Origin of the sequence: Streptomyces sp. NPDC005485, assembly GCF_040606085.1 — a bacterium.
GTDB lineage: Bacteria > Actinomycetota > Actinomycetes > Streptomycetales > Streptomycetaceae > Streptomyces.
In genome coordinates, this window is the sequence record NZ_JBEXDZ010000017.1 from 42,057 (window position 1) to 62,386 (window position 20,330).

The following is a 20,330-nucleotide window of genomic DNA, read 5'->3' on the forward strand; positions in this document are numbered from 1 at the left end:
CCGTGCGCCGGTCCCCTCTCCTCAATTGTCGGTTCGCCAGTCCTCGGGGAGCCCGAGGATCTCGACCGCCCCCGAGCGGTCGACGTGCACGGACAAGCGGTGGCCCGCCACCTGCAGCCCCTCGACGTGCAGCGGAGGGAACAGCTCCGTCGGCAGTGGGCGCAGGTGCAGCCGTCGGTTGGGAGCGTCGGGGCGCAGCCCCAGGAATGCGCTCAGCAGGGCCACTCCCGCCGCGGCGGACCAGCCCTGAGGGCGGCAGGCGGCGGGGTAGGCCAGGGGGACCAGAGGTGAACCCTTGACGCGGGCGTCGCCGCCGTAGAGTTCGGGCATCCGGTAGGCGAAGTGGGCCGCCGCGTCGAGGAGTCCGTCGGCGAGGGCGGCGGCCTCGCGATGGCAGCCCGCGTCGCACAGGCCCTGGATGGCGATGGCGGTGTCATGGGTCCACACCGAACCGCCGTGATAACTCAGCGGGTTGAATCCCGGAATGGCCGCGGAGCGGCTGCGCAGCCCCCAGCCGGAGTTGAGATCGGGGTGGTCGAGCCACGCCGCCACGTCCCGGCACTCCTGCGGGCCGAGGATCCCGGTGCCCAGCAGCTGGCCCATGTTCGAGGCGGGGCCGCTCACCGGACGCAGCTCACGGCCGACCGCGATGGCGACATACCGGCCGGCCGGGCCTTCGTCGACCGTGATCCAGAAGGCGTCGGCGAACCGCTTGCGCAGGGTGTCCGCCCAGGTCCGCAGGGCGTTCGCCTCGTCGGGACGCTGTCGCGCTGCGAGCAGGTCGGCGAGGCCGACGGCGGCCTGGTAGGCGTACCCCTGGACCTCGCACAGGGCCAGCGGTGGCGCGATGTGCTGTCCGGACGCGTCCCGGACCGCGTCGGCGCTGTCCTTCCAGGACTGGTGGACGAGACCCCCGCGACGCGGGTAGTAGCGCAGCAGACCGTCCTCGTCCCGCCCGCTGGTGTCGATGACCCAGCCCATCGCCCGCTCGGCGAACGGCAGCAGTGCGTCGACCTCCCGGTCCTGCAGACCCCAGCGCCACGCCTCGACGAGGAGCGTGACGAACAGGGGCGTCGCGTCGACCGACCCGTAGTAGCGCGAGGGGAGGCTGAGGCCGTGGCCGTGCTGGGAGTCGGCCGGGCGCAGCTCGTGCAGGATGCGGCCGGGAGCCTCCTCCCGCCACACGTCGTTGACCTCGCCCTGGCGGCGGGCCAGCGTCCACAGCGTGCCCCGGGCCAGCTCGGTGCCGAGCGGCAGCATCATGCGCGCGGCCCAGATGCTGTCACGGCCGAACAAGGTCAGGTACCAGGGGCAGCCCGCCGCGATGAAGCTGTCCTCGGGCCCGTCACCGGCGGCCTCGGCCGACGGGTCGACCAGCCGCAGCGCCCGCAGGTCACCGAGGCCGCGCTGGACCAGCTCCTCCAGCCGCCGGTCACCGGTCAGCGACGGCTCCAGCCAGGGGACGGGCGTGGTGGGGGCCCGGGGATGACCTTCGGGGGCGGGGACCGGCCGGCCGGTGACCCGCAGGCGCGTCTCCCAGGAGCCGCCGGGCGGCAGTGACACCGCGGGCCAGGTGAAGGTGCCGCCCTCGGGACCGTCGGCGATCTGCGGGGCGGGGCCTTCGGCCTGTATTCGGGCGCGGCCCGTGCGGGAGCGCCAGCCGAGTCCCGTGCCGTCCGCGGTGGCGGAAGGCGCCAGCAGCCGCCGAGTGCGCCCGCTCTTCACGTCGGCGATGTCGGCGAGATCCGAGGCGACCGCGACCTCGATCCGCAGGACCCGGGGCAGGGTTCCGATGTTGCGTACGGTGATGGTCTCGCCGTCGCCCGCCCTGCGGATGCGCTCGATGATCACGGTCGGGTCGTCGGTGCGGTCCCGCGGATCGCGGTGGACCGAGGTGAAACGGACGACGTCAGGTCCCAGCGGCTGGACACCGATCGGTTCGGGTTCACGATCGTCGATCAGGAGGCACAGGGTGTGCAGCAGCCGCCGATCGCGGTCGTAGAAACCGTCCGCCCGCAGACCGCGGAGCTGTCCGTCGCGCGGGGAGGCCGCGAACGCGGGCGCCGAGACGCAGATGACGACATCGTGCAACAGCGGTTGCAGGGAACGTGTTCCGGGGGACTGCGCCGACTCGAACATGCAGCGGGGTCTTCCCCTTTCCGGGTTCGGCCACGCGCTCACGCGCCGGAGGACCCCCGCGCACCGAACGATTCGAGCCGGTGCCGTCGCGGTCCGGCCCCGGGCGCCGACTCCCGTGCCCCTTCGGTCAGTTCACGCCCTGGGGACGGAACTGGATGCTGATGCGCGGCCCGGTGGCACGGGTGGACTTGGGCACGGCGTGCTCCCAGGTGCGCTGGCAGGAGCCGCCCATCACGATCAGGTCGCCGTGCCCGAGGGGACGGCGGACGGTGGCGCCTCCGCGGCGCGGGCGCAGCAGCAGATCACGCGGGGCTCCCACCGAGAGGATCGCGACCATCGTGTTCTCCCGCGCGCCCCGGCCGATCCGGTCCCCGTGCCAGGCCACGCTGTCGCGGCCGTCGCGGTAGTAGCAGAGGCCGGCTGTGGTGAACGGTTCGCCGAGCTCGGCCGCGTAGTGCGCCCCGAGGGCGTCGCGCGCCTCGTCGAGGATCGGATGCGGCAGGGCCTCGCCCGCCCGGTAGTAGGCCAGCAGTCGTGGTACGTCCACCACCTGCTCGTACATCTGCCGCCGTTCCGCCCGCCAGGGCACCTCGTCGACGAGCCGCGAGAACAGGGCGTCGGCTCCGTGCAGCCACCCGGGCAGGAGGTCGATCCAGGCTCCGTCGTCGAGCGGGGTGCGGCGCATCCCGCCCAGCGGGCCGAGGCGGAGCTCGTCGGTCTGGTCGAAGAGCGAGGCCTGGAGGTGCGTGGACATGGGCCCAGCTTACCGCGTATTCGAATATACGTTCCATGAAGTGAGGTGGCGGCTCCCAGGCGCTGTCAGTGGGGTGTGCAACGCTCGGCGCATGGGATTCTTCGACGATCTTGTGCTTGCGGAGGAACCGGCTTCCGAGCGGGCCGTGTTGGCCCGGTTACGCCCCCCGGGCGAGGACGACGGGCAGTACGCGCCGCCTGTCGACCGGTATGCGCCGGCACGGTTGCCGCAGCTTGAAGTGGTCGGTGCCGGCCACGAATCCCGGGTACTGCTGACGGGATGGTCCGTGTGGCCGCGGTCGGCGACTTTGCATCTCGCGGTCTTCCGAAGGACCCGCCGACAGGGCCCGGACGCGCAAAGACAGTCCGGGCTCCGGGTGGGCCTGCTGTTCTCCGACGGTCGGCGGGTGACCTCGCTGGACGGCACCGTGGTGAGGGGCGTCCGGTTCACCGGGCCGAACGGACAGCCGGGCATGGCGGCGACGGAGCAGGCGGTCGGACTGATCCCGTTGGACCCGAGCCTGCAGCACTCCCGCAGGTCCCTGTTCAAGACGGACGTCGACCTGTATCTGGCGGAACTCCCGCCCGCCGGGGACGCGCAACTGGTGATCGAGTGGCCGGACGAGGGGATCGCGGAGGTCCGCACCCCGATCGATGTGGCAGCACTCCGCGCTGCGTCCGGTCGGGCACTGGAGGTCTGGCCCGGACTTGACCCGCCGGATCCGGAAGAGCTGCCGCGTGCCTTCATGACTGCGGAGATGAGCGGACCGCCGACGTTCCTGGCACCGCCGCTGACGCGCCGCCAGCGCGAGGCGCTGCGCCGCGAGGAGGAGGCCCGGCAGCGCTATGTGCCGCGGGCCGACTGGCAGGAGATGGGCTATCGGGACTGGGGGGACGCGGCCCTGATCCGGGCCCGGCTGGAGGGAGGCGCGCCGCCCGACGCCGCCGTCGGATGGGGTGGCACCGCCCCGCTGCACCTGGTGGCGGAGCAGGGCGCGGCAGAGGCGGTGACGGCGCTCCTGTCGCACCCTGTGGACGTCGACGCCCGCGATGACGACGGGCACACGCCGCTGTGGTACGCCGTCCACGGCATGGACGAGGCCACGGTTCGCACATTGATCGATGCCGGGGCAGACGTATGGACACCGCAGTCGGGTCCCTGGTCGCCGGGCCGGCTGTTGTTGACCACGCCGCTCGCGCCTCTCGTTCAAGGCCTGCCGGAGACGGTGGAGCTGCCGCCTGAGGAGGTCGCCGCGCAGCAGACGGCGGACGCGCTCATCGCGGCGTTCGGTGACCATCCGTTGTGGACCGAAGGGCTCGGTATCTGCTTCGTAAGGGGACTGAGCGAGGACGAGGTGATCCGGCGGATCGGCGCCGATCCCGCGCACTGCCCGAGGACGGATCTCGAAAACGCGCCTTACGACGCTGACGACTTTGACGAGTCGCTGCGCTACGTGGGCGTGAGAAGTCTGGACGGCGCCCCAGGCGGCTGTGTCATCACTCAGGACGGGTACATGCCCAGCGACAACGCCGTGCTGCGAGCGATATCGGCGGGCACCGCCGCCTACGGGGTGTACTTCAACGCCAAGGGCGGGACATTCGGCACCCTGGCCCGCGACGGTGAAGTCGTCGAGTCCGAAGAGATCGGCCTGTCGCCTCAGGAGTCGGATCCGGCCGCCTACTGGAACTTCCGGTTCTGGCAGCGCAAGCCCACGTTCCCCCATGGCGCCGAGATCTTTGCCTACGCCTGCGCCGCGGCCGGTCTGAGGATCAGCGACGGCCAGGACGGCGTCGACCGCCGCACCCCTCGCCGCTGGGTGGCACTGCCACCGCGGCTTCAGCGCTGAGGACCTTCGCGGCGCGGGCAGGCGGACGCCTGGAACAGTCGCTGTTGCGCCGGCCGGGGTGGCGGTTGGGGTGCTTGCGGATGCGTACGCACAGCCCTTCCGCCGCTACCCCCTAGTGGCGCCGCCACTCACGGCCGCCGTCGCGAGAGGTCCACAGCCCTTCGTCCTTCACCAGGTCGTACGTCGCCGTCGTTGCGTCCGCGATGCCGTAGAGCGTCGTGCCGTCGACCGAGACCGACGTGAATGCGGCCGGTGTCCTCAGCTCGTGGAAGGCGCTGTTGGTCCGGTCGTCGGCGAGCCAGTAGCGGCCGCCTTCCTCGCCGACGAGCAGCCGTCCGTCCGAGAACAGCTCCAGGACCAGCGACTCCGGGCCACGCTTCAGGTCCCGCCAGGCAATGCCGCCGTCGAGGACTGTCCGCCAGTGCCCGCCGCCGTCCGTCGTCACCAACAGGCCGCGCACACCCTCGCCCCGGGTGAGGGAGAGCGCCGCGATGCCACCCCGCGCGGCGAGGATGTCTCCCGTGTACGGCTTCGGGACGGCCCTGGAGCCGAGGGTGCGACCGTCGCGCTGCCATACGACACGGTTGGGGTCCTCGGTCAGGGGCTGATCCAGGCTCCAGACCGTGCCCCGCTCGTCGACGGCGACGCGGATGGCGTCCTTCGGCACTGCGGCCAGGGGTGCCACCGTGCGTGTGGCGGGGCGGTAGACGAGGGTCGGCTCCATTTCGGCGAGCAGGATGTCGCCGGGGCGCGCGCGCAACGGGGTCCCGGTGGTGATGAGCTTGTGCCGCTCGCCGCGTACATCGAGGGCGTACGTTCCCCCGGCCCCCTCCTCCGGCACCCGCACGAAGCCTCCGGGTACTCCCTTGAACGCGGCCCGCACCGCCTCCGCGTTCGAGTGTTCCGCGTGTTCGGCGACCGTACCGCCCTCGGGGCCGACGATGCGCCAGGCGGTGGCGGCGGGCCCCTCGTCGTCCTCGACGTTTCCGGCGTCGTACGTCAGGAGCAGCGAGCCGTCGTCCGCGCGGGCCACTCCGGTGGGTGCGCCGGCAGCTTCGATGACGTCTGCGGGGCGTGGATGAGGGTCCTCGATGACGCGTTTGTACTTCGCCTCGCGGCCCCCGGAGTTCGCGGACTCCCCGTGGTCGGAGCCGCCCGAGCCGCAGGCGGTCAGCGCCAGCACCGCGTTCGCCACGGCCACGAGCGCAACCGCCCGCCTTCCGCGTTTCCTCAGCCACACCATGGCCACATCCTGGCATGAGGCGGCGGCTGCTTTGGCGAGCAGCGAAGCGGGCTCTCACTCGGCCGCACTCGGCGGGTCGCCGGTGCCGGCAGTTCCGCGATGGCGGTGCGCGTACATCAGGACGTGGGCCATCGCTGTCCTTCTTCGCCGGGGAGAACCAGGCGGGGAGGGGGCCGGGGCGCGACACGCGGCGGACGGCGTCACATCGGACCCGTCCGGGTACGGCGCGTCACCCGGTCTCCTTCCGATTCGAGGCCAACTGGGCACATGGCCAGGGAAGTTCGACCTTCCTCGGCGAGGGAGGCAACCGTGCGGACGTGACTGTCGTCTTGATCGGCAACGGGCGGGTAGCGCGCAATCCATAGCAGGCCGGGAATTCCCAGGTGGAAATCCGTCGCACTATGCCCTCGATGTATACGCGCTGCGTATACATCGAGGTGATAGTCGAGCCGAGTGCCCCGTTCGCAAGCAGCCGCATCACGTGTCGGCGGGCGGAGGCCTGGCGGCGCGTGACAGACCGAAAGGCATTCATGTACGGCAAGGCCTTCGCCCCGGAGTACCAGGGCGCTTTGACCACCCTGTCCGTGAACTCCTCGCTGACCGACGTCCTCGCGGCGGGCACCGAGCAGCTTCGCGCCGCCGAGCGAGAGGGAGAGCGGGGCGAGGCGGCCCGTTCCGGCCTGGCCGTCGCGGAGGCGCATCGCCGACTGGGGCAGGTGGCGGAGGCGGAACAGGCCTGGAAGACGAGCTACCGCACCGCCCGCGAAGCGGGGGACACGGCGGCGATGGCGTGGGCGCTGTGGAGCGGTGGCACGCTCGCCCGGCAGCGCGGTGCCTTCCCGCTGGCCTGGCGGCTGCTGCGGCTGGCCGCCGAACTCGGGGAGCACGCCGGGGACGTCGTCGTGCGCGGCTACTCCTTGGCGGGGATGGCGGAGACCGGCCGCATCCAGGGCGACTACGCGGCCGTGACCGCGCTGCACGAGCAGCTTCTCGCCGAGGCCCGCAAGCGCGGCGAGGCCCGGCACACCGTGTGGGCGCTGGAGGGCATAGCGCAGATCCACCGCAACACCGGTGCCTACGACACGGCGTACGGCCTCTTCGAGGAGGCTGCCGAGATCGCCGCGCGTGCCGAGGACCGTCGCGGGCACGCCTGGGCCCTGCGCGGCCTCGCGGACATCGTCTCCGTACGCGATCGGGACACCGGGCGTGCGCTGGAGTTGCTGAGCGAGGCGGAGGCGTCCTGCCGGACGATGAAACTGTCCGGTGCGCTCGCCTACAACCACAAGATGCGCGGCAACGTCCTCTACCGGGCGGGACGCTACGAAGAGGCGCGCGAGGTCTACGCACAGGCCCTCGCGGAGTTCGAGGCCATGAGCGAGCCGCGCGGCCGAGCCCTCTCCCGCCTGGGCCTTGCCAAATCCCGGGCCCGCCTGGGCCGCGACCGCACCGAGACCGCCGCGGAACTGGCCGAGCTGGCCCGGGTGTTGGAAGGCATCGGCCTGAGGCATGCCCATCGGATGGTCGAAGAGGCGCGAGTCGAGCTGGGGCTCACGCAAGAGCGGACGGAGCCGGCCCTCGCTGACGCGCGACCGGAGCCGGCCCTCGCTGACGCGCGACCGGAGCCGGCCCTCGCTGACGCGCGGACGGAGCCCGGCCTCGCGCAAGCGCCGGAGACGCCGGGCCTCGCACGGCAGCAGGTGCAGCCCAGGCGCGCGGAACACCGGATCGGGCTCGGCCCCACAGAAGAGCGGCCGGAACCCGGCCTCGCGCAAGAGCGCACGGGTCGCGCCCCGTCCGCACCGCAACCCACCCCCACCTCGGCGAACGCCACGGCTCGCCCCGCGAACCCGCGCTCGGAGGCCACCCGATGACGCCCACCTCCGCCTCCACCGCCGTCCGTACGTCGCCCGAGGTCCTGGTCGTCGACGCCGCACACATACTGCGCCGCACCCGCGAGCTGGTCGCCCCGGCGCTGGCCCGGGCGATCGGCGGCCTGCACCCCTGGGTGGGGGAGATGGCCGGATACGCGCTGGGGCGTTGCGAAGTGGGCGGTGCCCCCGCCGCGCACAGTGCGGGCAAGGGGGTGCGGCAGGCGCTGGCGGTGCTGGGGGCCGAGGCCGCCGGAGCCCCCGCCGAGGCGGGCGTGCCGGCCGCTGTGGCCGTGGAGCTCGTGCACACCTTCTCGCTGCTGCACGACGACATCATGGACGGCGACGCGATGCGCCGCGGCCGTCCCGCCGTCTGGGCGGCGTACGGCACCGGTCCCGCCGTCCTCGCCGGTGACGCGCTCTTCGCCCTGGCCGTCGAGACCCTCGCCGCGACCCCGGCGACGCCGCGCCTGGCGGGAGCCGTACGACAGCTCACCGCGGCCCTCAGCGACCTGGTCCGAGGTCAGGCGGACGACCTGCTGTTCGCGCACCGCCCATGGACCGGCCCCGAGGCGGTGAGCGCGGCGGAGTACGCGACGATGGCCGAGCACAAGACGGGCGCCCTGCTCGGCTGCGCGCCCGCCCTTGGCGCGCAACTCGCAGGCGCGCCGCACCGGACGGTCGCTGCTCTCGATCGCGCCGGGCGCCATCTCGGCGTGGCCTTCCAGATCGCCGACGACGTTCTCGGCATCTGGGGCGATCCCGCTGTTACCGGCAAACCGGTGCACAGCGACCTGCGGCAGGGAAAGAAGACATTTCCTGTCCTGGCGGCCCTGGACGCCTCCGGCGGGTCGGCGCTTGCCGAACTCCTCGCATCCCGCGCCGCCTTGGACGACACGACCGTACGTCTGGCGGTTGCGCTCGTCGAGCAGGCGGGCGGCCGGGGCGCGGCTCTGCGCGAGGCGCGCCGTCATCTCGCGGCGGCGGACGGTCTGTTGGCCGGTGCCGGCCTGGCGCCGCGAGCGGTCGAGGACCTGCGCACCCTGCTGTCCTCCCTCGCCCATCGAGTGATCTGACCTTCTTCGCCCCGGCCTGGCTGCCTGCTGCGTGCCCGAGGCGATGCGAGGTCCGTCACATCCACGTGTCAGCGGACCCGGTCAGGCAACCGTTCCAGCCGTCTTCGCATCTGTTCGGACGGCGCACAGTCGACGCACAGTTGGTCACCTGTCGATCACCGAGACATGAAAATGCGTAAAGAAATCGCCTTGAAAGTTGCAAAAGGGATCTTCCTTCTTTACATGTACATGGTGAATCGGTGAAGGTGTCGCCTCGGGGCCCGACAGCCCCCACGGTGCTCAACAGCGCTGTGTGTCAGGACGGTTGGCGATCCCGGCCGCCCATGTTCAAAGGAACTCAGTGCGTAGACCCCACATACGCCGTCTGGCGATCGCCGTCGCGGTGACGACGGCTGCCACGATCCCGGCGGGCCAGGCTCTTGCGACCACGCCCGACTCGCCCGCACGTGTGGCGACTTCGGCGTCCTCTCCGGTGGACGCGGCCAAGGCGGCCGCCTTCGCCCACGCGTCGGCCACCGGTGTCATTCAGGGCGACACCCTGCAGGCCAAGGACGTCATGGTCGACCCGGACGGCAAGCAGCACGTCCGCTTCGTGCGCTCTCATGGCGGTATGCCGGTGCTGGGCGGCGACCTCGTCGTCCACCTCAGCAAGCAGTCCGCCTATCTCGGTGTGACGCGGGCCGCCGACCACGTGGTCAAGCCGGGCGCGACCAAGGCGAAGCTGACGGCCCAGCAGGCCGAGCAGAAGGCCGCCGCGGCCGCCAAGGGTGACGCGGGCAGTGCCCAGCTCGTCGTCGACGCCCGTGACGGCGCGGCCGCCCTCGCCTACCAGGTGCAGGTCAACGGCAGCGACACCACGGAGGCGGGCGGCTCCCGCACGGTCGTCGTGGACGCCCAGACCGGCCGCATCCGCAGCAACACCCCCGTCATCGACGAGTTCATCTCGCCCTCGCTCGACGAGACCCTGCGCAAGCGCGGCGAGAAGCTGAGCCCCGAGACGGGCCTCGGCACCGACGCCGCGCCGTCCGCGTTCGCGACGGGCCAGGGCACCGCCCACTACCCGTCCACCGCCACCGGCAGCGGCAAGTCGCTCTTCGTCGGCAAGGTGACGCTGACCACCACGCGGACCGCGAGCACCACCTACGTCCTCAAGGACCCGACCCGGTGGAACACCGAGACCCGGGACGCCAGGGGCCAGGAGCTGGAAGCCTTCTCGCGCGGCAAGAAGTTCACCGACGGCGACAACAAGTGGGGCACCGGCACCACCTCCAGCCGCACCACCGCCGCGGTCGACGCCCAGTACGGCATCACCAAGACGCTGGACTTCTACAAGAAGACCTTCGGTCGCAAGGGCATCAAGAACAACAGCACCGGCGCCCGCGCGATGGTCCACTTCGGCAACAAGGTCGGCAACGCCTTCTGGGACTCGACCTGCGGCTGCATGCTCTACGGCGACGGAGACGGCGAGCTGTTCACCAAGCCGCTCGTCGTCCTCGACGTCACCGGCCACGAGCTGACCCACGGCGTCGTCGACGCGACCGCCGGCCTGGAGCCCACCCGTGTGGACCAGGACGGCAACCAGTACGGCGAGCCCGGCGCGCTCAACGAGTCGCTCGCCGACATCTTCGGGTCGAACGTCGAGTTCTCCGCCAACAACCCGAACAACCCGCCGAACTACCTCCTCGGCGAGAAGCTCGGGCTGGAGCAGAAGTTCCTGCGCCGCCTCGACCACCCCTCGCTCGACAGGCTGGAGGGGACGATCGACTACTGGTCCTCCGCGGCCTACGACACCGAGGTCCACGCGGGCTCCGGCGTCTCGTCGCACGCCTACTACCTGCTCGCCGAGGGCAGCGGCCGCAAGACGATCGGCGGCGTGGCGTACAACTCGCCCACGTACGACGGCTCGCGGGTGACGGGCATCGGGCGCACCAAGGCCACGGCGATCTACTACCGGGCGCTGACGCGGTACATGGTCTCCACGACCGACTTCCACGACGCGCGGAAGGCCACCCTCAAGGCGGCCGCCGACCTGTACGGCGCGAGCAGCACCGAGTACAAGACGGTGAACAAGGCCTGGGCCGCGGTCAACGTCACCTCGGCCAACACCCCGTCCGCCAATCACTGACGGCTGACGAACGAGGTTCGGGTGCCCCGCCGTACGGCGGGGCACCCTTCGACGTTCACGGGGCTCAGTGCTGCTGCGTCTTCTGCGGCGTCACCTCGCTGGGCCGGACCACCACGTAGCCCTCGCCCTCCAGCTTCAGCTGCACGGCCTCGCCGGAGCCGCCGCGGATCATCGAACCGATCGACTGCGACCGGTGCAGCGAGGTGTGCAGGTGAGCGGTCCAGCCCACGATCGCATCCGTGTCGACGAACACCGGCTGCTGCGGCGAGACGGGGATGACCAGCGGGTTTCCCTCACAGATCAGCCCGAGTCGGCCATGCCCGGTGAAGACGCTGTTGAACAGGCCGCCGCCGGTGATGCCCGCGCCCTTCACGGTCTTGATCTCGTACGACAACGTGGAGTCGAAGCAGAGCACGTTCCGGCCGTTGACAGTGAAAACGTCGCCAGGCTCGATGTCGACGATGAAACAGTTCTGCGCCTCGTGCGCGAACCAGGCCTCGCCCTGCCCGCGCACCGCCATCAGCGGCAGACCCTCACCGGTGACCGCACGCTTGAGCATGCCGCCCACGCCCTGGCCCTTGCGCTCGAACTGCAGATTCCCCCGGAAGGCGATCATCGCCCCCTGCCGCGCGAACATGTCGCCGTTGACGGCGTACTTGATCGACTTGGCGTTCTGAATGGTCATGCCCGGCGCGACGGCGGGCTGCACCATGTGGTCACTGGAAAAGAGATCACCCTTCATGCGGGGCATCTTGGCCCGGAGGCTTCCATTCCGCCAAGATCGCGGAGTTGCCGTTCCCGAACGTCCGGGTACCTGCGGATTTTCGGGCGCCCGGACTGGCGCCGGCCCCGGCGGGCTGGCACCGTGGCGGGCATGGGACATCGGCTCGATGACGTGAGTTCCGCAGCTCGGCTGGCCGCTCCGGACGAGGGCATCAGCCAGGAGGAGCTGGCCCTGGCCGCCCGGAACCACGGACTGCCGCTGGAGGCGCTGCGGTACGACGTCACACCGCCCGGCCTGCACTATGTGCTCACGCACTACGACATCCCCGACGTCGACGGCGCCCCGTGGCAGCTGACCCTGGGTGGCCGGGTAAGGCGTCCCCTGCAGCTGGGCGTGGACGACCTGAGGTCGTATCCGGCGGCCACCGTGCGGGTGACCATGGAGTGCGCGGGCAACGGCCGGGCCCTGCTGACGCCGCGGCCGGTGAGCCAGCCGTGGCTGGTCGAGGCGGTCGGCACGGCCGAGTGGACGGGTGTGCCGCTGCGCCTGCTGCTCGCCGAGGCGGGCGTCGAACCGGACGGTGTGGACGTCGTCTTCACCGGCGCCGACCACGGAGTCGAACGCGGCGTCGAGCAGGACTACCAGCGCGCGCTCCCGCTGGACGCGGCCACCGGCGAGGAGTCCGAGATCCTCGTCGCGTACGAGATGAACGGTGCCCCGCTGCCGCCCCAGCACGGCCGCCCGCTGCGTCTGGTGGTGCCCGGTTGGTACGGCATGGCGCACGTGAAGTGGCTGCGTGACGTCACGGTCGTCGACACCCCGTTCACGGGCTTCCAGCAAGCCGTGGCCTACCGGCTCCGCCAGGACGCCGGCGACGAGGGCGAACCCGTCACCCGGATCGCGCCGCGCGCCCTGCTGATCCCGCCCGGCTTCCCGGACTTCATGTCCCGGACCAGGGTGGTCCGCCCCGGCGCCGTACCGCTGACCGGACGCGCCTGGTCGGGCCGCGCACCGGTGACCGGAGTAGAGGTGAGCACGGACGCGGGCCGCTCCTGGCACCCGGCGGAGCTGGAGCAGGTCACCGGTCACCGCTGGGCCTGGCGCCGGTGGACCTTCCCCTGGGACGCCACACCCGGCAGCCACGTCCTGAGCGCCCGGGCCACGGACGCCGAGGGCCACACCCAGCCCTTGGACCAGCCGTGGAACCGAGGCGGCTTCGCCATCAACCTGGTCCAGCGGGTGAGCGTCCTGTGCCTGGACGCCGGCGACTCCGGCACCCCGGGTGAGTCCCGCTGAACGACTGAGCGGGCGCACGGCGCCCCGGTCCACTCTCGCACTTCCCCAATAAGCGTGTCCTGTGCGGGGGTTGACCGTGAAGACCTCCACTGGTTCAGTGGCTGAGCCACTGGACCACTCAGCCACTCGCCCCAGGGGGAACTGTGGAGGCACTGCCGCGCGAGACGATCGTGGACGTCCTGGAGGACCGGCTGCGCGAGGACATCCTCAACGGCCGCCACCCGACGGGCAGTTACCTGCCACCGGAACGCCGGCTCGCCGACGGCTACGGTGTCACCCGCACCACGCTCAAGCACGCCTTCGGGCGGCTGGTCACGGCAGGCCTGCTGGAGACCCGGCACGGAGTCGGAACCCGGGTGCGCGACTACGTGCGCCTGGGCGGCGCCGACCTGCTGCCCATGCTCGTCCGCCACGACGCCCGATGGGTCCAAGAGGTCTTCGAAGTGCGGCGCAGCATCGGCGCGTTGATCGCCGAGCGGGCGGCGTCACGCGCCACCGCCGGCATGCACGACGAACTGCGCGCACTCCTGGAAGCCGTACGGGAGGCCGAGGACACCGACGCGGTGCAACTGGCCGACGTGGAAGTGCACCGCGCGCTCGCCCGGGCCACCGGCAACCGCGTGTACGTCCTGCTCACGAACACCCTCTTCAACGCCTACCTGCCGGTGCGCGCCGCACTCGAGGGGCCCTTCACCGACCCCGCGGCGGCCCACGCGCGGCTGGCCCCGGTCGTCGAAGCCGTGACCGCCGGCGACACCCGGCAGGCGCACACCGCGGCCGACGCCTACCTGGAGGCCACCGAACGCCTCATGCGGGAGAACCTCACGTGAGGGGCACCGCGTTCACCGAGACGATGCTCGGCACGGTCCGCCTCGACGGCGAGCAGCACGAGAAGCAGACGCGCCGCATCCGCCTCGACCTGCGAGCCGAGGCCGACCGTCTGCTGCGCCCTCACCGGACGACCGAGGCCCGTCTGAGCGGCCGGATCAGGATCGCGGGATGGGCCGACGACCCGTGCGCCGAGGGCGAGTTGGAGATCTCCCCGCTTTCCCGACGCCGTATCCGCTACCGGCTCACGTTCACCGCGAACGGCCGCGTCCTCACTCTCGACGGCTGGAAATCCGTGACGCCCCGCAGCCCCGTCACCTCGATGACCGTCCTGCCGTTCACGCTGTTCGAGGGGGATGCGCGGGTGGGCGAAGGGGTGCTGCGTTTCCCTCTCGCCACCGGTCTCGCGCCCTTCCTCCTCAGCTTCCGCTTCCCCCGGCGCGACACCGGCGCGGAGCACCTCGCGCCGCGCTGGAACGGTGCCCCGGGGCGCACCGAGGTCTGGTACACGACCCTGACCGATCCGGCGAGCGGCACCGGCGTCTGGCTGCACCACGAACTGACCGCGCCCGCCGACGGATCCGAGCCGACGGCGCACGGCTGGGTCGCGGCCTTCCCCCGCCGCGGCGAGGTACGGCACGCCCGGTTCGGACCCGTCCCCTGGAAGAGCCCCGCGAGCGGTTTCAGGGCAGACGGCGTCACCGCCATGCCCGGCCGACTGACCGGCACCGCGGGCGAGTTCGGCTGGGACCTCACCGAACGCGCCGAAGGGCCTGCGCTGTTCACCTTTCCGCGCTGGTCCTGGCGCCGCCCCCTGCTGCCCGCCGCCCAGATGCTCCCGGCCGCGCGGGCCACGTACGAGGGCGCCATTTCTTACGGGGACCGTACGGTGAACCTGGCCGGCGCACCCGGCGCCACGGCCCGCATCTACGGGCACGGCAACGCCCGGCGCTGGGCCTGGCTCCATGCCGAGCTGGGCGGCGGTGATGTGCTGGAGATCGTCGCGGCGGTCTCCACCCGCCCGGGCCTGCGCCGGCTGCCGCCGCTGGTGTTCCTGCGCCTGCGGCGCCACGGCCGCACCTGGCCGCGTCGTGCGGAGCGGTCGGCGATCGGACTGCTGGGCCTTGGACGTTTCCGGGCACGGATCGGCCTGCCCGGCTGGACCGTGACCGGCCGCACCGCCCTGCGCCGCATCCGCGTCGAGGTCACCCAGCCCGCCGAGCGCACCCTCACCCTGGAGTACCGCGATCCGGACGGCTCCCGCGCCGTATGTCGCAACAGCGAGACGGCCGACGCCCGCGTCGTACTGGAGTGCTGGTGGGGCCGCTGGCGCCCGGAAGCCGACTGGGCCCTCGACGCCACCGCGCACGCCGAGGTGGGCGAGCGGTGAGCGCCGAAGGACTCGTCGCCGCGCTGCTCGCCGACACGGGCGACGAGGCGTGGCCCGCCCGGGTGCCGGACCGCCTGGACGCCCTCCTCGACGCGATGCCCGGCCCCGCACGAGCCGGCGTACGGATGGGTCTCGCGGCGGTCGAGACGTACGCCGTCGCCCGCACCGGCAGACGCCTGGCGGCCCTCGACCTCGACGGACGCGAGGAAGTCCTCGGTGCGCTCGGCGGGCGCCCCGCGCTCGCCCCGCTGCTGGATGTCCTCAAGGTGCTCGTCCTGCTCGCGGCGGCCACCGAGCGGCTGCTCGCGGTATCCGGCGGACCCGCAGCCGGCCCGGCACCCGAGGACCCGCCCCTGGACTGCACACCGGCGCATGCCTGGCCCGCGCGTTCCACCGCCGACGCGGTGGTGGTCGGATCCGGAGCCGGCGGAGCGATGGCCGCCCGCACGCTCGCCCGGGCCGGACTGAGCGTCGTCGTGCTGGAGGAGGGGGAGCACCACTCGACGGCCTCCTTCGGCCGAAGGGCACCGCTCGACCGGTTCACCGAGCTGTACCGGGACGGCGGCGCCACCTTCGCCCTGGGCAACCCGCCCCTCCTGCTGCCCGTCGGACGCGCCGTAGGCGGCACCACCGTGGTCAACTCCGGTACCTGCTACCGCACTCCGGCCCCCGTGCTGGAGCGCTGGAGCCGCCACGGCTTCCGGCTCGCCGAACGCTTCGGACCCTGGCTCGACGAGGTCGAGCGCACCGTGCGCGTGGCCACCCAACCGCTCGACGTCCTGGGCAACAACGGACTGCTCGCCCTCGCCGGGGCCGAACGGCTCGGCTGGCGCGCCGGGCCCCTGCGCCGCAACGCCCCCGGATGCAGGGGCTCCTGCCAGTGCGTGGTGGGCTGCCCCACCGGCGCCAAGCAGAGCGTGCAGCTCTCTGTCCTGCCCGACGCCTGCACCGCGGGGGCCAAGGTCGTGACGGGCGCGCGGGTACGGCGGATCCTGCTGGACCGCGACCGCCCCGGCGAACCCCGGGCAGCCGGTGTCCAGGTACGGCGGCCGGACGGCAGCCGGCTGGAGATCCTCAGTCCGCTCGTCGTGACCGCCGCCGGAGCGCTGCAGACACCGGCGCTGCTGCGCCGCTCGGGACTGGGCGGCCATCCGCGCCTCGGCCGCAACCTCAGCGTGCACCCGGCCACCAGCGTCGCCGGACGCTTCGCCGAGCGTGTCACCTCCTGGCAGGGCGTACTGCAGAGCGCCGGCATCGAGGAGCTCCACGACCGGGGCATCCTCATCGAGGCCACCGCGAGCCCGCCGGGCATGAGCAGCTTCGTACTGCCGGGCCTCGGCCGGGCGCTCCGCCGCGAACTGGAGGGTGCGGAGCACCTCGCGACCCTCGGCGCCATGATCGCCGACCGTCCCTCGGGCCGAGTCCAGGGACGCGAGCGCACCCTCGTCCGCTACGACCTGGACCGCCGTGACGGAGACCGGCTGATGACCGCTGTCCGGGCCATGGGCCGGCTCCTCTTCGCGGCGGGCGCCGAAGAGGTCCTCACCGGCATCCCGTGCGCGCCCCGCGCCCGCTCGCTCGGCGAACTGGACGAGCTCCTCGCCGCAGTGGACGCGCGCCGGCTGCACCTCTCGGCGTTCCACCCCACCGGCACGGCCGCCGCCGGCGACGATCCCGAGCGCGCCCCGGTGGACCCCGAAGGCCGGGTGCGGGGTGTGCGCGGCGTCCTGGTCGCCGACGCGTCCGTGCTGCCGTCCTGTCCGGAGGTCAACCCTCAGCTGAGCGTCATGGCGGCGGCTCTGGGCATCACGGAATCGCTCGTCGAACGCGAGGGCGGCAGGCCACAGCGCTGATACAGGTGCGGGGCAGGCGAGCGCCCGGTCGCCGCCGAGCCCGGCACGGCGGAGCATGAGGGCATGGGCACCGCCACGGGACGCACACGGGTGGCGCGCCTGGCGGCGTGGGTGCTCGCCGTCCTGTCCCTCGCCGTCGTGATCGCCACCGCCACCGCGCGCAGCACCGTGCTGGACGCGGGGTTCTACCGGTCCGTACTGGACGACCAGCACGCATACTCGCGGCTGTACGACCAGGTCCTTGTCGATCCCCGGGTCAGCCCCGTGACCAGGGACCTGCTCGGCCGGCTGCCGGTCCCGGAGGCGGCGGTGACGTCCAACCTCAAGACGGTGCTGCCGCCCGAGACGCTTCGCGCCCTCACGAACGAGCAGATCGGACACCTCGTCGCCCATCTGCGGGGCGACGAGGACCCGCTGCGTCTGTCGGTCGACGTCCGGCCCCTGGCGGCGAACCTCGGGGACCTCTCGCAGATCTACTTCGGCGACCTCGTGGGATCCCTGCAGGAGACCCCCGAACCCGATTTCGCGGCCTTTCGCGCCGGGCTCGTCCAGGCCGTGACCCGGCTGACCGCGGGACAGGCACCGGTCCGGCTGCCCAGCCTCTCCCTGACCGCACAGCAGGTCTCGGCCGCGGCCGACACACTGCTGCGAGCCGTACCGGAGAGCGGGCGGCCGGCGCTGCGCGCCGACGTCGAGGCGGCCCTCGCCGACGGCGATGTCGCCGGTGCACTCGCCGCCGTCGGACCGGCCGTCTTCTCCGACCGTACGCGTGCGGCCGCCGCGGATCTGCGGAAGGCGGCCGACGGCGGAACCTGGAACATCACGGCCGACCTCGGAGCGGGCTCGGTCGGCGCCCTCGACCAGGCGCGCGCCGGGACGCGACTCGCGCTCGGCGTGGTCGAACCCCTGGCCCTGCTGGTGGCCCTCGCGTCCCTCGCCGTGCTGTGGTTCACCGCGCCGCCAAACGTGCCAGGGCGGCTGCGGCAGCTGGGCTGGGCGCTCGGCGCGGGCGGCCTCACGGCGGCCGTCGTCGCCCTCGTCCTGGGGCTGATGACCGGCCGCAAGGTACTGGACACGCCGTCGTCCTGGCCGGAGTCGGTCGCGCGGCTGGTCGACGACGTGCAGACCGCCGCCTTCGACCGCATGCTCACCGCCGCCCTGACGACCGCCCTCGTGCCGCTGCTCGCGGGCGCCCTCCTCGTCGCCCTCGCACGGCTCATGGAACGACGACCGGACCCTTTCGCCACCCGCCGTGCCCAAGCCGTGCCCGCCCTCGGCGCCACCGCGCTCGCCCTGGCCGGGGTGGCCCTGGTGCCGCTCGCGTTCACCGGCCAGGACGCCCGCGTCTGCCAGGGCAGCACCCGCCTGTGCGACCTGCCGTACGACGAACTCGCTCAACTCACCTCGCACAACGCGATGTCCACGACGGCGGACCGGTTCATCGGCCCGCTCCAGGACCCCGGCATCACCGGCCAGCTCGGCGACGGCGTACGCGCCCTGCAGATCGACACCTATCACTGGGAGCGGCCCGATCAGGTCGCCGAGCGGCTCAAGGAGTCCGACATCCCGCCCGAGGCGCAGAAGTTCGTCCTGGACGCCGTCAACCGGTTCAACCCCGCGCGCGAGGGGTGGTGGCTGTGCCACTCGGTGTGCCGCGCGGGCGCGCTCGAACTGGTGCCGACACTGCGGGAGTTGGGGGACTGGCTGCACGCGCACCCCACCGAGGTCGTCACCCTCATCGTGCAGGACGACATCAGCGGCACCGACACGGCACACGCCGTCGAACAGGCCGGGCTGACGGACCTGCTGTTCACCCCCGACGAGGACGCCCACCACCCCTGGCCCACCGTCGGCGACATGATCGACGACGGCCACCGCCTCGTCGTCTTCGCCGAGCGGGCCGACGGCCCCGCACCCTGGTACCGGAACTTCTACCGGTACGGCATGGAGACGCCGTTCGCCTTCCGGTCCGCACAGGAGATGACCTGCGCACCGCACCGCGGGGGCACGGACAAGCGGCTCTTCCTCCTCAACCACTTCATCACCATCGACGGCGGCAGCCGCCTCGACGCCGGACAGGTCAACCGGCGCCAGGACGTGCTGGACCGTGTCCACGCCTGCGAGCGCGAGCGCGGCCGCCCGGTCAACTTCGTCGCGGTGGACTACACGACGATCGGCGACGCCGGGGGAGCGGTGAACGCCCTCAACGCCGAGCGCGCACACGACCGTTGACGGCAGGCGCTCCGAGTTCCGGCACCGTGGCGCCGCTCCGGCCGTGAAGACCTGACGAGTTCCTCATATCCGTCCGCCAAGGTCGACACATGATCAGATCCATACGGATACCGGCCGCCGTCCTGGCCACCTCGCTCCTGCTCGCCGGCTGCGGAGGCGACAACGAGGCGGCGATGGACCACGCGACCGGCGCCGCCCCCGAACCGGGGAACGGCACAAGTCACGCAGCCAGGACCACGCCCGTTCCGCAAGTCTCCCCACGGACGGCACCCCAGCAGGTGCCGGGGCTGGGACCGAAGACCTGGGCCAAGGTCCCCTCCACTGCCCGTCAGGTCGTCGTCGTCACCGGACGGGGCCGCGACTCGTCCGTGTCCACCGTGGTGCTGTACGAATGCACCGCCTCGGGCTGGCAGGCCGGTGCGAGTTGGCCCGCGCACAACGCCGCCAGGGGCTGGAGCGACCATCACCGCGCCGGTGACCTCCGCTCGCCCGTCGGCGTCTACGCCCTCACGGACGCCGGAGGGCTGCTCCCCGACCCCGGCACCCGGCTGCCGTACGACCGCGGGCCCGCTTTCGCCGCCGTCGGCACGGGTTTCGAGGGCGAGCCGCTGACCGGCTCGTTCGACTACGTCATCGCCATCAACTACAACCGCAGGCCCGGAACCACGCCCTTGGACTGGACCCGCCCGCTGGGCGCGGCACGCGGCGGTGGAATCTGGTTCCACGTCGACCACGGCGGTCCCACCCACGGCTGCGTCAGCGTCGCCCGGGCGCACATGGAGACCCTGCTGCGCGCACTGGACCCGGACCGGAGCCCTGTCGTGGTCATGGGTGACGGCGACTCCCTGCGGAAGTGAACACCCCTCGGCAAGGCGCCACGGCGGGCGTGGGTGAAGGTGGCAGGCGGATATGAGGAAGTTGTCAGGGTGTGGGAAGTGCCTCGCGCCCGGCCACTG

Annotated in this window: 13 protein-coding genes and 1 pseudogene; 10 read left to right on the forward strand and 4 right to left on the reverse strand. The window is 72.3% G+C overall.

Going from position 1 to position 20,330, the window contains the following annotated elements:
* Positions 1-21 precede the first annotated feature (21 nt).
* Together ABZS97_RS08845 and ABZS97_RS08850 are read right to left on the reverse strand one after the other, a co-directional pair.
* Complete coding sequence (locus ABZS97_RS08845; protein WP_356135200.1) at positions 22-2,139, reverse strand: glycogen debranching N-terminal domain-containing protein; 2,118 nt, start codon at positions 2,137-2,139, stop codon at positions 22-24.
* A 127-nt stretch (positions 2,140-2,266) separates the two neighbouring features.
* Positions 2,267-2,893: an alpha-ketoglutarate-dependent dioxygenase AlkB gene (locus ABZS97_RS08850; RefSeq protein WP_356135202.1), complete on the reverse strand. Its 627-nt coding sequence runs from the start codon at positions 2,891-2,893 to the stop codon at positions 2,267-2,269.
* Positions 2,894-3,299: 406 nt separating this feature from the next.
* Between ABZS97_RS08850 and ABZS97_RS08855 the strand changes: the two genes are divergently transcribed.
* Entirely contained in the window at positions 3,300-4,739 is a 1,440-nt protein-coding gene (locus ABZS97_RS08855; RefSeq protein ID WP_356135204.1) for an ankyrin repeat domain-containing protein, read from the forward strand.
* 112 nt (positions 4,740-4,851) lie between these two features.
* Here the strand turns inward: ABZS97_RS08855 and ABZS97_RS08860 are convergent, their stop codons facing one another.
* Entirely contained in the window at positions 4,852-5,934 is a 1,083-nt protein-coding gene (locus ABZS97_RS08860; RefSeq protein ID WP_356135206.1) for a hypothetical protein, read from the reverse strand.
* Between the two features lie 578 nt (positions 5,935-6,512).
* Here ABZS97_RS08860 and ABZS97_RS08865 point away from each other — a divergent pair.
* The 3 genes and pseudogenes from ABZS97_RS08865 to ABZS97_RS08875 all read left to right on the forward strand — a co-directional run.
* Positions 6,513-7,532 (forward strand): annotated as a pseudogene (locus ABZS97_RS08865) (tetratricopeptide repeat protein); the annotation flags it as partial.
* Between the two features lie 317 nt (positions 7,533-7,849).
* Positions 7,850-8,926, forward strand: coding sequence for a polyprenyl synthetase family protein (locus tag ABZS97_RS08870; RefSeq protein ID WP_356135208.1), 1,077 nt, complete (start codon positions 7,850-7,852; stop codon positions 8,924-8,926).
* Between the two features lie 340 nt (positions 8,927-9,266).
* Positions 9,267-11,051, forward strand: a complete 1,785-nt coding sequence (locus ABZS97_RS08875; protein ID WP_356135210.1) for a M4 family metallopeptidase — start codon at positions 9,267-9,269, stop codon at positions 11,049-11,051.
* Between the two features lie 64 nt (positions 11,052-11,115).
* Here the strand turns inward: ABZS97_RS08875 and ABZS97_RS08880 are convergent, their stop codons facing one another.
* The gene (locus ABZS97_RS08880; protein ID WP_356135212.1) at positions 11,116-11,793 is read right to left on the reverse strand and encodes an AIM24 family protein; all 678 of its coding nucleotides are present in this window, start codon (positions 11,791-11,793) and stop codon (positions 11,116-11,118) included.
* 132 nt (positions 11,794-11,925) lie between these two features.
* Between ABZS97_RS08880 and ABZS97_RS08885 the strand changes: the two genes are divergently transcribed.
* From ABZS97_RS08885 to ABZS97_RS08910, 6 genes are all read left to right on the forward strand, one after another.
* On the forward strand, positions 11,926-13,071 hold the full coding sequence (locus ABZS97_RS08885; RefSeq protein ID WP_356135214.1) for a sulfite oxidase: 1,146 nt from the start codon (positions 11,926-11,928) through the stop codon (positions 13,069-13,071).
* 143 nt (positions 13,072-13,214) lie between these two features.
* Positions 13,215-13,901 carry a GntR family transcriptional regulator gene (locus tag ABZS97_RS08890; protein ID WP_356135216.1) on the forward strand — a complete coding sequence of 229 codons (687 nt, stop codon included), beginning with the start codon at positions 13,215-13,217 and terminating at the stop codon, positions 13,899-13,901.
* Positions 13,898-15,289 (forward strand): hypothetical protein, encoded by a 1,392-nt coding sequence (locus ABZS97_RS08895; protein WP_356135218.1) that lies wholly within the window; start codon positions 13,898-13,900, stop codon positions 15,287-15,289. The genes ABZS97_RS08890 and ABZS97_RS08895 overlap by 4 nt, the downstream gene beginning before the upstream one ends.
* A complete protein-coding gene (locus ABZS97_RS08900) occupies positions 15,286-17,142 on the forward strand; it encodes a GMC family oxidoreductase N-terminal domain-containing protein (protein ID WP_356135220.1) in 1,857 nt (618 codons plus the stop codon). The genes ABZS97_RS08895 and ABZS97_RS08900 overlap by 4 nt, the downstream gene beginning before the upstream one ends.
* Before the next feature lie 63 nt (positions 17,143-17,205).
* On the forward strand, positions 17,206-19,374 hold the full coding sequence (locus ABZS97_RS08905) for a hypothetical protein (RefSeq protein ID WP_356135222.1): 2,169 nt from the start codon (positions 17,206-17,208) through the stop codon (positions 19,372-19,374).
* A gap of 89 nt (positions 19,375-19,463) precedes the next feature.
* Entirely contained in the window at positions 19,464-20,231 is a 768-nt protein-coding gene (locus tag ABZS97_RS08910; protein ID WP_356135224.1) for a L,D-transpeptidase family protein, read from the forward strand.
* Positions 20,232-20,330 lie beyond the last annotated feature (99 nt).

What these genes read in the sequence shown, in the direction of transcription:
- ABZS97_RS08885 (WP_356135214.1), top strand. Translation starts at nt 11,926, where the DNA reads ATGGGACATCGGCTCGATGACGTGAGTTCCGCAGCTCGGCTGGCCGCT.
- ABZS97_RS08880 (WP_356135212.1), bottom strand. Translation starts at nt 11,793, where the DNA reads ATGAAGGGTGATCTCTTTTCCAGTGACCACATGGTGCAGCCCGCCGTC.
- ABZS97_RS08870 (WP_356135208.1), top strand. Translation starts at nt 7,850, where the DNA reads ATGACGCCCACCTCCGCCTCCACCGCCGTCCGTACGTCGCCCGAGGTC.
- ABZS97_RS08845 (WP_356135200.1), bottom strand. Translation starts at nt 2,139, where the DNA reads ATGTTCGAGTCGGCGCAGTCCCCCGGAACACGTTCCCTGCAACCGCTG.
- ABZS97_RS08850 (WP_356135202.1), bottom strand. Translation starts at nt 2,893, where the DNA reads ATGTCCACGCACCTCCAGGCCTCGCTCTTCGACCAGACCGACGAGCTC.
- ABZS97_RS08905 (WP_356135222.1), top strand. Translation starts at nt 17,206, where the DNA reads ATGGGCACCGCCACGGGACGCACACGGGTGGCGCGCCTGGCGGCGTGG.
- ABZS97_RS08910 (WP_356135224.1), top strand. Translation starts at nt 19,464, where the DNA reads ATGATCAGATCCATACGGATACCGGCCGCCGTCCTGGCCACCTCGCTC.